Source organism: Chitinophaga sancti (assembly GCF_034087045.1).
Lineage (GTDB): Bacteria > Bacteroidota > Bacteroidia > Chitinophagales > Chitinophagaceae > Chitinophaga > Chitinophaga sancti_B.
Genome location: NZ_CP139247.1, coordinates 669880 through 686340, shown reverse-complemented (window position 1 = coordinate 686340; position 16461 = coordinate 669880). Strand labels below are relative to the sequence as shown.

The following is a 16461-nucleotide window of genomic DNA, read 5'->3' as shown; positions in this document are numbered from 1 at the left end:
CCACATTTCCAAAATATTCCCAAAAATTCTACCCTGATCTTCGTCACCACTCATGATTTATCGGCGTCAGTTCCCCTCTTAACGAAGTCTCGATCATCTCCTGCGTGGCCGCCGCATCCAAATTCTGCCCCAACACAAACATCAATTTCGTGATCGCCGCCTCAAATGTCATATCATGACCACTTATCACCCCTATCTGCGCCAATAGCGAGCTCGTCTCATATTTACCCAACTCTACAGATCCACCATCACACTGCGTAATATCCACTATCACTATTCCCTTTTCTATTGCTTTACGAAGGCAATCTATAAACCATGGCTGCGTATTGGTATTCCCACTCCCAAAGGTCTCCATAATGACTCCCCTGAGGCCCGGAACATTCAGCGTCGCTTCCACCGCCTTCCTGGTGATGCCAGGAAACATCTTCAACACCGTCACATTATCATCCATATGCTTATGCACCTTCAATGGCGCTGTCGGCAATGGTAATACCGCCTGTGTTTTATACTTGATATCTATCCCCGCTTCTGCCAGCGGCACATAGTTCATGGAATAAAATGCCTCAAATTTCTCCGCATTGTATTTTTTGGAACGATTACCCCTGAAAAGGGAGAAGTCAAAGTAAATACACACTTCCGGTACCACTACATGCCCATTATGACGTGTAGAAGCGATTTCCATCGCGGTAATGATATTCTCCTTCGCATCTGTCCTGATCTTCCCAATTGGCAACTGAGACCCTGTCAATATCACCGGCTTCGCCAGGTTCTCCAACATAAAACTCAACGCCGATGCCGTAAATGACATCGTATCGGACCCATGCAGGATCACAAAACCATCATACCGGTCGTACCTGTCCTCAATGATCGAAGCCAGTTCTACCCATATTTCCGGCTGCATGTCAGAAGAATCAATGGGAGGATTAAAAGCATACACATAAAAGTCTATGCCCATTCGGTATAGTTCGGGTAGGTTGTTCCGTATCTCGTTAAAGCCAATTGGCCGCAAAGCCTTTGTCTTTTCATCGAAGATCATACCCACTGTTCCACCCGTGTAAATTATAAGGATTTTACTCATTGCAGCTGCTGTATCAAAAATGCCTGCAAATTTACCGCGTAATCAGTTAGTTAGTTTTGAATAATTTCAACGCATTGCTTGTAGTTATTGCAGCCACATCATCTATTTTTAGATTTTTTATATCTGCAATTTTTTGACCGATCAATGGAATGTAGGAACTTTCATTCCTTTTCCCCCTGTAGGGAACCGGTGCCAGATAAGGTGCATCTGTCTCTAATACAATATGTTCCATCCCAATCTCCCCCAGCGTTACATCCAATCCTGACTTCTTAAAAGTCACCACCCCACCGATGCCCAGGTAAAACCCGAGATCAATAATTTCACGCGCCTCCGCTATGGTCCCGCCAAAACAATGGAATACCCCACTTAAACGGCCATCCTGCAATGCCCGGACCTCATCTATACACTCCCGCGTGCTCTCACGGCTATGTATCGCCACCGGAATACCATACTGCCGCGCGAGTTCCAGTTGCCGTCTAAACGCTTTATACTGCTGTGCTGTAAACGTCTTGTCCCAATAAAAATCCAGTCCAATCTCCCCGATCGCCTTAAAAGGCCGCTTCGCCAGCCAACTCTCCACTGCCTCCAATTCCGTATCCACATTGTCATTCACATAACAGGGATGCACCCCCATCATAGGAATACATACCCCCGGAAACTGTTGCTCTAATGCCAGCATTCCCTCAATCGACTGACTGTCAATATTTGGCAAAATCAACTGATATACCCCCTCCTTTATGGCCCGCTCTATCGTCGCCGTTCTGTCATCAGAAAAATCTTCCCCATACAAATGGGCATGTGTATCAATCCATTGCATTTTATCAGAAATATTAATTTTTTCCAAAAGATGACTGAAAATATTATATTTGTATTTAATAAATATATCAGCGATCTCCCGTACAAAAGTACGGCCGCAAAACCTCATTAAAAATTTATACTTATCCTATGAGAAGCTACTTTTGCTTTAACCGTATCCTTGCAGGTGTTGTGGGCCTTTTATTGACTGCCACCTTGTTTTACGCCTGTTCCAAGAGTACGACTGATGTGACCAAGGCGAACACAAGCGATAACCTGACTATCACCGCTGCCGGAGACCAGGCTGTTGCAAACAGCTATTTCGATGATCTCTTCGTAATCGCCCAGGAAGTATGTCAGGATGCCGGATATACTCAAACTGGTCGTAAAGCTTCTCCTACAACTCAAATGACTTCTAAATTAGGTGCCTGCTATAGCTACACCGTTGATAATGTGCAGACTGACAGCTGGCCTAAAACAATATTAGTAAGCTTCGGCACCGGTTGTGCGGACGCTGACGGTCGTGTACGCGTTGGTAACATCCAGATCACGATGACTGGTTACTTTTACTACACCGGTTCTACTATTACCGTGAAACCACTCACTTATACCGTAAATGGTAAAAGCGTAACCGGTACACAGACAATCACCAACACCAGCACTAACAGCGTGTATAAATACCTGTCTGTTATCTCCGGAGGTGCTGTAGTGCTGGATTCTACTACTGTAGGTTTCGGTGGTAGCGGTACTTATACGCAAACCGCCGGCACTGCTACCCTGGGTAGTGTGTCTGACGATATCTTCAATTATGTAGGTACTGATTCCCTGGTATACTCAACAGGTAATGCTGCTTACATCACTGTAGCAGATTCTACTTATCTGGAAAGAAAACTGAGCTGTGCTTATATCGGCAAGGGTAAAGCAACCGTAACTTACAACTCACTGACTGCTACCGTAGATTATGGTAATGGTGTCTGTGATGACTCTGTAACGATCGCTGTAGGTGATAAGGTAAAAACGATCGCATTACCTAAATAATAAATAACTGCCCAGGTTTCTGAATGCCCGAAAGCGCAAATGGAACCTGGGTTTTTTATGCCCGCTAAATAAGGATTGATTTCTATATAAACAGGGGCCTTCTGCAAACAACTAACCAAGCCATCTTCTTAAAAATACCTCATCAGCAACTATACCCACTAACCAAGCCATCCCCTTAATAATACCTCATCAGCAATTATACCCACAACCAAGCTATCTTCTTAAAAATACCTCATCAGCAACTATACCCACTAACCAAGCCTTCCCCTTAATAATACCTCATCAGCAATTATACCCACAAAACAAGCCATCCCCTCAAAAATACCCATCAGCAACTACACCCACTAAACCGGCACCGCCTCCATTCCCATCCCCTTCTTCTTAAAATACTCCATCACCCTCGGCAATGCATACTCCAACCGTTCCCACGCCTTCGTACTATCATGAAACACTATTATCGACCCCGGTTTTGACTTAAACACCACATTCTGCACACACGCCTCTCCATTTATCTCCGTGTCAAAATCCGCACTCAATACATCCCACATCACGATCTGTGCCCCCGGTATCAAATTTTTAATCTGCTTTATCTGAAATGGCGTAATCCGCCCATAAGGGGGTCTGAATAAATTAGAATTGATAAACTGCCGCGCCTCCATCACATTCTCCACATACTTATCTGTGCCCGTCTTCCACCCATTCACATGATTATGAGTATGATTCCCCGTCGTATGCCCCTCCTCCAATATCCGCTGGTAAATTTCCGGATACTCCACCACATTCTTCCCAATACAAAAGAACGTGCCTTTCGCATTATATTGCTTCAATAAATCCAGTATAAAAGGAGTTGCAGTCGGATGCGGACCATCATCAAATGTCAGGTACACCACTGGCCGTGCAGGAGATAGGCTCCAGGTGCAACTCTTATAGATGGCTTTCAGGATAGCCGGCGTCTTGGTCAGATAAAACATGGATGGGTTCGGATTTAATTTTAAAGGTAGTACAAATTGAAGCGTATTTCGTATTTCCATTTACCTTTGCCCCATGCAACAACAGAAAGTTCGGGTACGATTTGCGCCCAGTCCTACCGGCGGATTACACCTGGGTGGTGTACGCACGGTCTTATTCAATTACTTATTTGCAAAACAGCACAATGGTGAATTTGTGCTCCGTATTGAAGACACTGACCAGACCCGTTATGTTCCCGGTGCAGAGGAATATATCATGGAATGCCTGAAATGGTGTGGCCTGATTGCTGATGAAAGCCCGCTGGTAGGTGGCCCTTATGCCCCTTACCGCCAGAGCGAACGTAAGCCTATGTACCGTGAGTATGCGGAACAACTGGTGAAAGCTGGTTACGCTTACTATGCTTTTGACACGCCTGAAGAGCTGGAAGAGATGCGCACCCGTCTCAAAACCGAAGAAAATCCATCGCCACAATATAACCATGCTGCCCGCGCGCAGATGAAGAACTCCATTTCTTTGTCTGAAGCCGAAACAGCAGAACTGCTGAAAAATGGCACCCGCCACGTGATCCGCATCAAAATGCCGGATAACGAGGAAGTGAGCTTTACCGACCTGATTCGTGGTCTTGTTCAGTTCAATACCAGCACTGTCGATGACAAAGTATTGCTGAAAGCCGATGGCATGCCTACTTACCACCTCGCTGTGGTAGTAGACGACTATCTCATGAAGATCACCCACGCTTTCCGTGGCGAAGAATGGCTGCCCTCCGCACCCGTTCACCTCTTGCTGTGGAAATACCTGGGCTGGGAAGCACAGATGCCACAATGGGCACACCTGCCGCTGATCCTGAAACCTGATGGCAATGGTAAATTGTCTAAGCGTGATGGTGACAGACTCGGTTTCCCAGTGTATGCCATGAACTGGACAGATCCTAAAACCGGCGAAGTGACCAAAGGCTTCCGCGAAAATGGTTTCCTGCCAGAAGCATTTGTAAACATGCTGGCTATGCTGGGGTGGAATGATGGTACCGGTCAGGAGATCTTCTCTATGGATGAACTGATTGCCCGTTTCTCCCTGGATCGCGTCAGCAAGTCAGGTGCTAAATTCGATTACGAAAAAGCAAAGTGGTTCAACCACCAATACCTGCTGAATGCTGATAATGACAAACTGGCTGTACTGTTCGAACCGGTATTGAAAGAAAAAGGCGTTACTGCATCTCCTGAATATGTAGCGACCATCGCTGGTTTAGTGAAAGATCGTTGTGACTTTGTCAACGACATCTGGCAACATGGTTTCTTCTTCTTCCAGGTGCCTGAAAGCTGGGATGTAACTGCGGTGAAACCTAAGTGGAATGCAGATAAAACCCAGTTCTTTATGGAATGGGCCTCTATACTGGATACTTTGTCCGATTTCTCGCTGGCAAGCCTGGAAGAAAGCTTCAAGACACTGGCTGCTTCTATGAATATTAAAATGGGTGAACTGCAATTGCCTTTCCGTATTATGCTGACGGGGGGTAAGTTTGGTCCTCCTGTGTTCAATATTGCTGAAACATTAGGTAAGCACGAAACTATTCAAAGGATTATGAATGGTCTGAAAGCCATTAACGAATAAAATTGTTTATAATAAAAACGAGGTTGTATCATGCATACAACCTCGTTTTTATTTAAGATCAAAATAGGCTACTTATTCTTAGTCTCTTTTGCCCAGGTATCTTTCAACGTAACTGTTCTGTTGAAAACCATCTTCTCAGCTGTACTATCGGTATCCACCGTAAAATATCCCTTCCTCAAAAACTGCAGCTTATCACCCGGTTTCGCATTCACCAAACCCGGCTCTATTAAAGCATTCGGAATCACTGTCAATGAATCAGGATTGATATAAGATTTGAAATCACCCTCTTCATTACCCGGATCAGGTGTATTGAACAGACGATCATACAATCTTACTTCTGCCGTCTTTGCATGCGCAGCACTTACCCAGTGAATGGTACCTTTCACGGTCATACCACTGTTGTCGCCACCACTCTTGCTCTCAGGAAAGTGAGTCGCGTAGATAGTGGTAATATTGCCATTCTCATCCTTATCAAAGCTTTCTCCTTTAATGATATAAGCATTCTTTAAACGCACTACCAGACCAGGTCCCAGACGGAAGAACTTCTTAGGAGGCTCCTCCATAAAGTCTTCTCTTTCGATATACAAGGTCTTACTGAAAGGCAATTTACGGGAACCAGATTCCGGGTCTTCCGGATTGTTATCCGCCGTCATTTCTTCCACCTGATCATCCGGGTAGTCAGTGATCACCAGTTTCACAGGATCCAATACCGCCATCACACGATTCGCAGTTTTGTTCAGCTCATCACGTACCAGGAATTCCAGCAGACTCACATCAATAACGTTCTCACGCTTCTGTACCCCGATCCTTTCACAGAACTCACGAATACTGGCAGGTGTAAAACCTCTTCTGCGCAAACCACTGATAGTTGGCATACGGGGGTCATCCCAACCACTCACATGTTTCTCATTTACCAGCTGCAGCAGCTTACGTTTACTCATCACAGTGTAAGTCAGGTTCAACCTGGCAAACTCATACTGATGAGAAGGGAAAATGCCCAGCTGTGCAATGAACCAGTTGTACAATGCACGGTGAGGAATGAACTCTAAAGTACATATAGAATGGGTGATACCTTCAATGCTATCGCTCTGCCCGTGGGCAAAGTCGTACATAGGGTAAATACACCATTTGTCGCCGGTACGGTGGTGATGTGCATGCTTGATGCGGTACATGAGCGGATCACGCATATGCATATTGGAACGCTCAGGAGAGCCTTCCTCAAATTGTTCAGTATCTATCTTCGCACGCAGTACTTTTTCACCATCCTTAAATTCACCATTCTTCATGCGCTCAAAGAGATCCAGGTTCTCGTCGATGCTACGGCTACGGTAAGGAGTAGGTGTACCAACCTGGGTAGGGGTCCCTTTTGATGCGGCTATCTCCTCAGGAGTAGAATCGTCCACGTAAGCCAACCCTTTTTTGATCAGTTGTACAGCGAAGTTGTATATCTGGTCGAAATAATCGGATGCATAGAGTTCCTGCGCCCATTGGAAGCCCAACCATTGGATGTCGGCTTTAATAGACTCCACATATTCGGTGTCTTCGGTTACCGGATTGGTATCGTCGAACCGAAGATTGGTCTGGCCGTTGTATTTCTTTGCCAGTCCAAAGTTCAGGCAGATGCTTTTCGCATGCCCGATGTGCAGGTAACCATTGGGTTCAGGTGGGAAGCGGGTCAGCACCCTTCCGTCATTGACACCGTTAGCAATATCCTCTTCGATGATTTGTTCAAGGAAGTTCAAGGACCTTTCTTCGCTCATAAGGTTTAAATTATTTCGGAGGACAAATGTAACAAAATCTGCCAAGCCGACCGCAGACACCGTCTATTTATCCGTTATTGGGAGAAATGAGGCCTAAAAGGGGGGCTTTAACAGGAAGAGGGTATGAAAACCATCATGAAGAAAAAAGGTAGCATCATTTTTCTCTTTTTCAGAGAATCGTACATTTAGGAAATAAATTCACGGAAAAACGAAAAACTACCAAAATAATGGTCAACCCCTCTCAACGCCCTATCCGGGTACTCGTGGCCAAAGTCGGCCTCGATGGCCATGACCGTGGCGCCAAAGTAATCGCCGCAGCCCTGCGAGACGCCGGCATGGAGGTGATCTACACCGGCCTTCGCCAAACTCCTGAAATGGTGGTCAGCGCCGCCCTTCAGGAAGACGTAGACGCTATCGGTGTCAGTATTCTCTCGGGTGCTCACATGACCGTTTTCCCCCGTATTATGGCCATCATGAAAGAAAAAGGGATGGACGATGTGCTGCTGACAGGTGGTGGTATCATTCCGGAAACTGATATGCATACCCTGCATGATATCGGTGTAGGCAAACTATTCCCCCCAGGTACCCGTACAGAAGATATTGCCAGCTATATCAACGAATGGGTGGCTACACACAGAAATTTCTAGCATCTCTGTAACCTTTTAGCGACCTGGTCGTCTTTTTTAGAAAAGAAGTAATACATGAACATAAAGACATCCCTGTTTACCCTGTTGTGCTGCCTGTGCCAGTTCGCCCTGTTCGCCCAGGATACGACCGAACAAAAGAAACTCCGTCAGCATGTATATGCTACCAATGGTGGAGATGGTCCCATCCTCTCTTTTGGGGATGTAAAGGCTAATGGCGCACATGTAAACACCGCTCCACGTTTTACCCTGTTCTTTAATGTAGGCCGTAATTATAATTATGATTTTACAAAGTGGCTGGGAATCTATTCTGGTGTCAATCTTAAAAATATAGGGATCATCACCAAAGAAAACGGTACAAAGCTAAAACGCCGTGTATATACCCTGGGGGTGCCTTTGGGACTTAAAATCGGGGATGTAAGAGGGCAGAATTTCTTTTTCTTCCTGGGTGGTCAGTACGACCTGGCCTTTAATTATAAGGAGAAGCAATTTATAAATGGAGACAAGGTGAAGAAATTCAATGAATGGTTCAGTGACCGTACGCCGCTACTCATGCCTTCGCTGTTCGCGGGCTTCCGTTTCTACCCGGGTATAGGCCTGAAAGTTCAATACTATCCAAATAACTTCTTCAACCAGGACTTTAAAGAAACCGTAGCTGGTGTTACCACCTACCCTTATCGTGATATGGCGTCCAAAATGTTCTTCGTAACACTGACCTATAGTTTTGGAGATACATGGCCGACTCAGATGAATCGTTTTGGGAAAATGCTGCATTAACCTGATAGTATTTTCACGTGTTCGGTGCTTCGCCGTCGCTTGTTCGCCGCTAGTTCGTCGCTAGTTCGCTGCTAGTATACTCAAACCATATTTCGTGAGTAAAAAAATATGAAATCCTTCTCTGTAAATGATAGAGGAGGATTTTTTTGTGAGTATAGGTAGTGTATGTTGAATAAACCACATGTTAATATTGTATCAGTCATGGCCCGCAAAAAAATCTTACATTACATATCCAAACAGAAAAACCATGTACCAGACGATCAATACCACCTTAGAAAACGATACGTTATTTATCTACATCAACCGCCCGGACAAGATGAATGCCCTGAACCAACAGGTCATGGCAGAACTGGCCCTTGCTATTGACGAAGTATATAAAGACAGGGAAATAAAAAGTGCGGTCATCACTGGTACTGGCGAAAAAGCATTTGTAGCCGGCGCAGATATTTCGGAGTTTCTACGTCTCTCTCCACAACAAGGCATTGAACTTGCCAACAAAGGTCACATGATCTTCAAGCGTATCGAAGATTGTCCGAAGCCTATTATTGCTGCTGTCAATGGTTTTGCACTGGGTGGTGGTTGTGAATTGGCCATGGCCTGTCACTTCCGTATCGCTGCTACCAATGCAAAATTTGGTCAGCCAGAAGTGAACCTTGGTATCATTCCAGGTTATGGTGGCACCCAACGTCTCACGGCACTTATTGGCAAAGGCAAAGCAATGGAATTGATGATGACTGCCGATATGATCAATGCTCAGGATGCACTATCATGGGGACTCGTGAACCACGTAGTAGCACCAGAAGAATTACTCACAAAAACAAAAGAAATACTAGCCAAAATACATGCGAAAGCCCCGCTTGCAATTGCCAGAGTTATTAAATGTGCAAACGGTGCATTGGACAAAGATATAGATGGTTTTGAATTGGAAATCAATGAATTCGGGGCCTGTTTTGCTACGAAAGATATGCAGGAAGGTGCGTCAGCATTCATTCAAAAACGACCTGCAGTATTCATTGGAGAATAAGCAACATCTATACTTTTAATGCCAATATCCGTGTATAATAATTGATGGGCGTAACCCGTTGTGATAACTTCATAAGCATATTAACCAGGTATAACTATAAAAGCCTATTCATGAAGACAACAACAACCCTTACCCTCAAAAAATCAAGAAAACTGAAATTGGAAAAAGTAACAATTTCAAAACTCAACGCACAACATTTATTTCCTATTCTCGTCGATGGCCCCGGTCAATCTACACACCCGGTGTGTGATTTTACACAGGTAACGACGGTCATGGACGTTGCAGTTTTTTAAAGCTTTTCACACTTTCAGGCTGTATCGTTATTGATGATACAGCCTGCTTTTATTCGGGTACCTGCTGATGGAAACAGCTTGTTCACTAAGCGATTCTCAGGCGGATCATTTAACTTTGATACATCCTCAAGTAATGTTGACCATTTATGATGACACGACTCTTATTAACCATTATTTTAAGCAGCTATCTATTCCCGGCCATCGCACAGGAGTGCGCCTGTAAATCAAGTCTGCAATACCTGATTGATAAAGTAGCTAAAAACTATATTGGCTTTCCGGACAAAGTCACGACCGCCAATGAAAAACAATACCATGCATTTACTGATAGTTTAATGAAAGTATCAGATACCGCTTCTATGCCGGTATGCTTTTCCATTTTACAAAAATGGACTACCTTTTTTCAGGATAAACATCTGATGGTGATTGTAAATCGTGGCGGAAAGCATCCTATGCTCGATACTTACTTTCCCAGGAAAACACCTGTAAAAATTTCGCTGGATCCATCTTTCAAAATACTCAATGATCAAACCTGCTTACTCACCATACCCAGTGCACGGCTTGAATACAAAGGCATTGTCGATAGCTTACTTGTACTACACAAAGATCTACTGAGTAAGACAAGTCATTTCATCATCGATGTGAGGGAAAACAGGGGCGGATCCACACTTGTATTTGACAACTTATTACCTTACTTATATACAAATCCTATCATTACAGAAGGGGCCATGGTACTGGCTACAGAAGAGAATATCCATAACCTGTACGAAGTGACGGATTATCCAAATGTAAGTGATAGTATGAAAGCTGTTTTCAAAAAAGAAGCAGCTGCATTAAAGGCCCACATAGGTAGGGAATATCAGTTATGGAATAACGATACCACGACTATGAATCAGGTATTCCCTTACCCCCAAAAAGTATCGCTACTCATCAATCATAATGTAGGCAGCAGTACAGAGATGTTTGTATTAAAAGCACGCCAGAGTAAAAAGGTAAAACTGTTCGGCACACATACTGCTGGTGTAGTAGATTACTCTGATGTAGTGCCGTATATGATGCCCTGTACATTATTCGCCTTTGGTGTACCCAGCTCCCGCACACTCCGCATGCCGGCGGAAGTGATAGATAATATTGGCATCGCCCCAAATGTTGAAATACCAGCAGATACTACAGATTGGGTGCAGTATGTAGTAGAACATCGCTGATTAATTAGTATATTTTACAGGAATAATGGAATCGTTTAAGAAAACCCGGGCTTACTTTAGATTAATAGCCTTACACATTTTAGCTTGGTCTATTTATATATTCATTGGATTAGCCCGAAAAATTTTATTGACTAAGTATACTTTCGACTTACTCGACTTTGTATTTACAGAGTTGCCGGTAGTGTATATTTTTTATGGAAACTATTTCATCCTCCGAAAATTTTTAAGCACAAAAAAATATGCATTGCTGGTGGCAGGTGAGTTATTTGTTTTTTTCTCTGCTGCATTTTTATACTTTGCATTCGGCACCCTGATCAGGCCTTTCGAACCACCGGGTACTGTTCCGCCGTATGTTTTCTCCGAATTATTACTGGATACATTGTGGGTATACCTGATCTATGGTTTCTTCTCATTTGGTTATTACTTCGGTATGGAGTCGGTGAGCAATGAAAAGCGACTACGAATCATGGAACAGGAAAAGGCAAGGATAGAAGCCGACCGGCTTAAATCGGAGTATGCATTTTTGCGGGCACAGATCAATCCCCACTTTTTGCACAATACCCTGAACCTCTTTTATGCCAAATCTATCATGGTGAGCGAAGAATTGTCAGAAGGCATCCTGACCCTCTGTGAAATCATGCGCTATTCCATGGCTACCGGTGAGGCAGATGTGGATACCGTACCCTTATCCAGGGAAATAGAGCATGTACAAAATGTGATCAAAATCAACCAGCTCCGGTTTAGTAACCGCTTACAGGTCATATTTGACATCAGTGGCGATATGAGTGACATTAGGATTATTCCTTTGGTAATCATTACGTTGGTAGAAAATGCTTTTAAACACGGAGAGCTGAATAATGACCAGCATCCATTAGTGATGCAGTTAAAAGTGTCGGAGGAGGACGGTACTATATACTTCTCTACACATAACAGGAAGAAAAGGGGGCCTAAAGAATTGTCTAACGGGATAGGTATGGATAACATTAAGAGAAGGCTGGACGCCACCTATAAAAACAATTATTCCCTTACTACGACTGATGAAGCGGACAATTATACCGCTTCATTATGGATCACTGTTTCCTAAAAATACCTGTAATCATGTTATCCGTCCCTTGAAAAAGGGGATCGGTGTATTGTATTTCCTGCATGGGGCGGGCAGGCTTACCTTTGATTTATCGATTCCATTAACCCCTATATCGGAAGTCACATTACAAGTTGGGGGGGACAACCCAACTGGGTCTTTGGACCAAATGATACTTAAGGCAGGTTTTCATCGATTCGATAATCTGAAGCCTCCTGTCAATTTTTTTTCATTCATTCGCCCCCAGATTTTTGGGCCAGAAATGACCCTTTTCATTCATTCGCCCCCAATGATCTTTGCCGGTTTGGCTATCCATTGACATGGTTTCATTCATTCGCCCCCAAATTATTAGACCTGAAAAGGTCTTTTTCGTCCATTCGCCCCCAATGATTATTTGCCTGAAAAGGCTATCCATGGATATTTTTCATTCATTGAAACCCTAAGCTTTTGGGCCAGAAAAGGTCCTTTTCATTCATTCGCCCCCAGTATATTAAGCCAGCAACGGCTTATTTCATTCATTCGCCCCCAAAATATCAGACCTGAAAAGGTCTTTTTCGTTCATTCGCCCCCAATGATCTTTTGCCTGAAAAGGCTATCCATGGATCCTTTTCATTCATTGAACCCTAAGCTTTTGGGCCAGAAAAGGTCCTTTTTCATCCATTCGCCCCCTGAAATTTTATGCCGGTCTGGCCATCCATTAACCTGTTTTTGTCCATTTATCTCCAATTGTCTTGTGATTGAAAGGGGTTTAATTAATCTGGTTCATCCATTCGGTCGTAATGAATTTATGCCGGTCTGGTCATCCATTAACCTGATTTCGTCCATTTATCTCCAATGGTCTTGTGATTGAAAGGGGCTTAATTACTCTGGTTCATCCATTCGGTCGTAATGAATTTATGCCGGTCTGGTCATCCATTAACCTGATTTCGTCCATTTATCTCTATCTCCAATGGTCTTGTGATTGAAAGGGGCTTAATTACTCGGTTCATCCATTCGGTCGTAATGAATTTATGCCGGTCTGGTCATCCATTAACCTGATTTCGTCCATTTATCTCTATCTCCATTGGTCTTGTGATTGAAAGGGGCTATTAATTGACCTGGTTCATCCATTCGGTCGTAATGAATTTATACCGGTCTGGTCATCCATTAACCTGTTTTCGTCCATTCGTCCCCAAGGTATCAGGTCTGCAAAGGCTTTTTCGTCCATTTACCCTTAAGTTTTTTATCCCTATCCTATACCTAACATCCATTGTCCCCAGAGTGCGCTTGTACAGGCCATCCATTGCCCACGGCCCCATATGGCCTCATTTTCATTCATTCCCCAAAATCCTGCCTGTACAAGCCATTTTTTTTACTGACATTTAGTACGTTTGTACCGCAAAAAATAAAGCATTATGGAATATAGAATAGAGAAGGACACGATGGGCGAAGTTCAGGTACCAGTTGATGCATATTATGGTGCTCAAACCCAACGTTCTATCGACAATTTCAGGATAGCACAGGATATTAACAAAATGCCTAAAGAAATCATTCAGGCATTTGCTTACCTCAAAAAAGCAGCGGCACTCACCAATCTGGATGCTGGCGTTCTCTCCCAGGAAAAGGCCACGCTGATCGGCAACGCCTGCGATGAAATTCTCGCTGGCAAACTGGACGACCAGTTCCCACTGGTAGTTTGGCAGACAGGTTCAGGTACCCAGTCCAACATGAACGTAAATGAAGTGATCGCTTACCGTGCCCATGTAAACAATGGTGGTAAACTCACTGATAAAGATAAAGCGATACACCCGAATGATGATGTGAACAAATCACAGTCATCCAACGATACTTTCCCAACTGCTATGCACATCGCGGCTTACAAAATGCTGATCGAGGTAACCATCCCAGGCATCAAAAAGCTTCGCGCTACCCTGGCTGAAAAGGCCGAAGCCTTCAAGCACGTGGTGAAAATAGGCCGTACCCACTTTATGGATGCGACTCCACTTACCCTGGGTCAGGAAATTAGTGGTTATGTATCTCAGCTGGACCATGGTCTGAGAGCCATCAACAATACGCTCGCTCACCTGAGCGAACTTGCGTTGGGTGGTACTGCCGTAGGTACTGGTATCAATACCCCTAAAGGTTATTCTGAGAATGTAGCGAAACACATCGCGAACCTCACCGGCCTGCCTTTCATCACAGCTGAAAACAAATTTGAAGCCCTGGCAGCCCACGATGCAATCGTAGAGGCACATGGCGCCCTCAAAACTGTAGCAGTGAGCCTGATGAAGATCGCAAACGATATTCGTATGCTCAGCTCCGGCCCACGCTCCGGTATCGGTGAACTCCACATTCCTGACAATGAACCAGGTTCTTCTATCATGCCAGGTAAAGTAAACCCTACACAGTGTGAAGCCCTCACGATGATCGCTGCACAGGTAATGGGTAATGACGTAGCGATCAACATTGGTGGTGCTACCGGTCACTTTGAACTAAACGTGTTCAAGCCTGTAATGATCTACAACTTCCTGCACTCTGCACGCCTGATAGGCGATGGTTGTGTAAGCTTCAATGATAAATGTGCGACAGGTCTGGAACCAATCGAAGCAAATATCAAGAAGCATGTGGACAACTCACTGATGCTGGTAACTGCACTGAATACGAAGATCGGTTACTACAAAGCGGCTGAGATTGCGCAGAAAGCACATAAAGAAGGGACTACCCTGAAGGAAATGGCGGTGAAACTGGGATATGTAAAACCAGAGGAATTTGATGCGTGGGTAAACCCAATTGATATGGTCGGAGAGATTTAGTAATCTGTATAAAGAGATCATTCGTCAGCACAAATAGATTAATAATCTGCATAAAGAGATTATATCGTCTGCTCAAAGAGATTAAATAATCTGTATAAAGAGATCAGATCGTCTGCACAAAGAGATTAAATAATCTGTATGAAGAGATCAGATCATCTTCACAAAGAGATTAAATAATCTGTATGAAGAGATCAGATCATCTGCACAAAGAGATTAAATAATCTGTATGAAGAGATCAGATCATCTTCATAAAGAGATTAAATAATCTTCATAAAGAGATCAGATCATCCCCTCCAAAACTCAAATAATCTACATAAAAAAAGGTGTTGTAAATTTTACAACACCTTTTTCTTATTATGACTTATAATGAATATTAAATAATATTAATGATGCAATGATGCCATAATAATAGTCCGTAAACTAGTCAGGATAATCAATATCCCCACCATAATCATTAGCGGCTTCCGCTTAATCTTCCTCACCAGCAGCGCTGCAAAAGGAGAAGCAATCACCCCACCAATAATCAACCCTATAATCACCGGCCAGCCAGTAATAGCGCCAAATAACAAAAACGTACTCGCACCAGCCAGTGAAATAAAGAACTCCGCAGCATTCACAGATCCAATCGTATAATGAGCCGAACGACCTTTACTCAGCAAGGTTGAAGTCACAACCGGACCCCATCCGCCACCGCCAATGGCATCCATAAAACCGCCAAACAATGCCAGCAACCCCAGTCGCTTCGTTTTGCTCTTTACCTTCTTTTTCTGAAATGCTTTGCGAAGCACAACAAGACCTAAGATCAACAAATATGCACTCATGTATGGCTTGATCACATCCCCATCAATCACCTTAGACAATAAAAACGCACCTGTTATAGCACCAATCACACCTGGTATCAAAAGGCCCATAAACAGCTTCTTATTTACATTCCCAAAACGGAAGTGTGAAATACCGGAAGCCCCTGTAGTAAACACCTCCGCCACATGCACACTCGCACTGGCAATAGCCGGAGGAATACCCAAACCCAACAACAAAGAAGTTGATGTAGCACCATAAGCCATACCCAACGCACCATCCACCATCTGAGCAGCCAATCCTACACAGATGTAGAACAACACTTCCCTCGTGAACAGAGACGCAGTAAAGTCGTAGATACGGGTGTGCGTAGCTTCGGAGGTATTAAAATAATATAATATCCCTGCCCCTACCAGTACCGCCAACCCAATGAGACCTATCAATAGCCATAAAGCTGGCTTCTTCTGGTTGTCATCATTGACAAGGTCAATAAGGACCTCCTGGCGTTCAGGACTGGCCACTTGATTCTCTATTTGCTCTATCTCCTCGTTATGCGACATTATTTCTTTGTTATTTAGTCTATAGATATGATAGACTAAGGT

14 protein-coding genes are annotated in these 16461 nt (G+C 43.9%); 9 read left to right on the top strand and 5 right to left on the bottom strand.

Going from position 1 to position 16461, the window contains the following annotated elements:
• Positions 1 to 43: 43 nt before the first annotated feature.
• Both SIO70_RS02845 and SIO70_RS02840 read right to left on the bottom strand, forming a co-directional pair.
• On the bottom strand, positions 44 to 1078 hold the full coding sequence (locus SIO70_RS02845) for a type I asparaginase (RefSeq protein ID WP_320579273.1): 1035 nt from the start codon (positions 1076 to 1078) through the stop codon (positions 44 to 46).
• 46 nt (positions 1079 to 1124) lie between these two features.
• Positions 1125 to 1895, bottom strand: a complete 771-nt coding sequence (locus tag SIO70_RS02840) for a TatD family hydrolase (protein WP_320579272.1) — start codon at positions 1893 to 1895, stop codon at positions 1125 to 1127.
• 128 nt (positions 1896 to 2023) lie between these two features.
• On the opposite strand from SIO70_RS02840, the gene SIO70_RS02835 reads away from it, so the two are divergent.
• Entirely contained in the window at positions 2024 to 2911 is an 888-nt protein-coding gene (locus SIO70_RS02835; RefSeq protein WP_320579271.1) for a hypothetical protein, read from the top strand.
• Between the two features lie 344 nt (positions 2912 to 3255).
• On the opposite strand, the gene SIO70_RS02830 is transcribed toward SIO70_RS02835, so the two are convergent.
• Positions 3256 to 3882 (bottom strand): polysaccharide deacetylase family protein, encoded by a 627-nt coding sequence (locus tag SIO70_RS02830; protein WP_320579270.1) that lies wholly within the window; start codon positions 3880 to 3882, stop codon positions 3256 to 3258.
• A 73-nt stretch (positions 3883 to 3955) separates the two neighbouring features.
• On the opposite strand from SIO70_RS02830, the gene gltX reads away from it, so the two are divergent.
• Positions 3956 to 5488: a glutamate--tRNA ligase gene (gltX, locus tag SIO70_RS02825; RefSeq protein WP_320579269.1), complete on the top strand. Its 1533-nt coding sequence runs from the start codon at positions 3956 to 3958 to the stop codon at positions 5486 to 5488.
• A gap of 68 nt (positions 5489 to 5556) precedes the next feature.
• Here gltX and SIO70_RS02820 read toward each other — a convergent pair whose 3' ends face one another.
• Positions 5557 to 7248, bottom strand: coding sequence for a glutamine--tRNA ligase/YqeY domain fusion protein (locus SIO70_RS02820; protein WP_320579268.1), 1692 nt, complete (start codon positions 7246 to 7248; stop codon positions 5557 to 5559).
• A gap of 227 nt (positions 7249 to 7475) precedes the next feature.
• On the opposite strand from SIO70_RS02820, the gene SIO70_RS02815 reads away from it, so the two are divergent.
• From SIO70_RS02815 to fumC, 7 genes are all read left to right on the top strand, one after another.
• On the top strand, positions 7476 to 7895 hold the full coding sequence (locus SIO70_RS02815) for a cobalamin B12-binding domain-containing protein (protein WP_320579267.1): 420 nt from the start codon (positions 7476 to 7478) through the stop codon (positions 7893 to 7895).
• Positions 7896 to 7949: 54 nt separating this feature from the next.
• Entirely contained in the window at positions 7950 to 8669 is a 720-nt protein-coding gene (locus SIO70_RS02810; protein ID WP_320579266.1) for a hypothetical protein, read from the top strand.
• A gap of 247 nt (positions 8670 to 8916) precedes the next feature.
• The gene (locus SIO70_RS02805; RefSeq protein ID WP_320579265.1) at positions 8917 to 9693 is read left to right on the top strand and encodes an enoyl-CoA hydratase/isomerase family protein; all 777 of its coding nucleotides are present in this window, start codon (positions 8917 to 8919) and stop codon (positions 9691 to 9693) included.
• Between the two features lie 110 nt (positions 9694 to 9803).
• On the top strand, positions 9804 to 9986 hold the full coding sequence (locus SIO70_RS02800) for a hypothetical protein (RefSeq protein ID WP_320579264.1): 183 nt from the start codon (positions 9804 to 9806) through the stop codon (positions 9984 to 9986).
• Positions 9987 to 10132: 146 nt separating this feature from the next.
• Positions 10133 to 11188, top strand: coding sequence for a S41 family peptidase (locus tag SIO70_RS02795; RefSeq protein WP_320579263.1), 1056 nt, complete (start codon positions 10133 to 10135; stop codon positions 11186 to 11188).
• A gap of 127 nt (positions 11189 to 11315) precedes the next feature.
• On the top strand, positions 11316 to 12272 hold the full coding sequence (locus SIO70_RS02790) for a sensor histidine kinase (RefSeq protein WP_320579262.1): 957 nt from the start codon (positions 11316 to 11318) through the stop codon (positions 12270 to 12272).
• Positions 12273 to 13663: 1391 nt separating this feature from the next.
• Positions 13664 to 15061, top strand: coding sequence for a class II fumarate hydratase (gene fumC, locus SIO70_RS02785; protein WP_320579261.1), 1398 nt, complete (start codon positions 13664 to 13666; stop codon positions 15059 to 15061).
• A gap of 383 nt (positions 15062 to 15444) precedes the next feature.
• Here fumC and SIO70_RS02780 read toward each other — a convergent pair whose 3' ends face one another.
• Positions 15445 to 16419: a sulfite exporter TauE/SafE family protein gene (locus tag SIO70_RS02780; protein ID WP_320579260.1), complete on the bottom strand. Its 975-nt coding sequence runs from the start codon at positions 16417 to 16419 to the stop codon at positions 15445 to 15447.
• Positions 16420 to 16461: the final 42 nt, after the last annotated feature.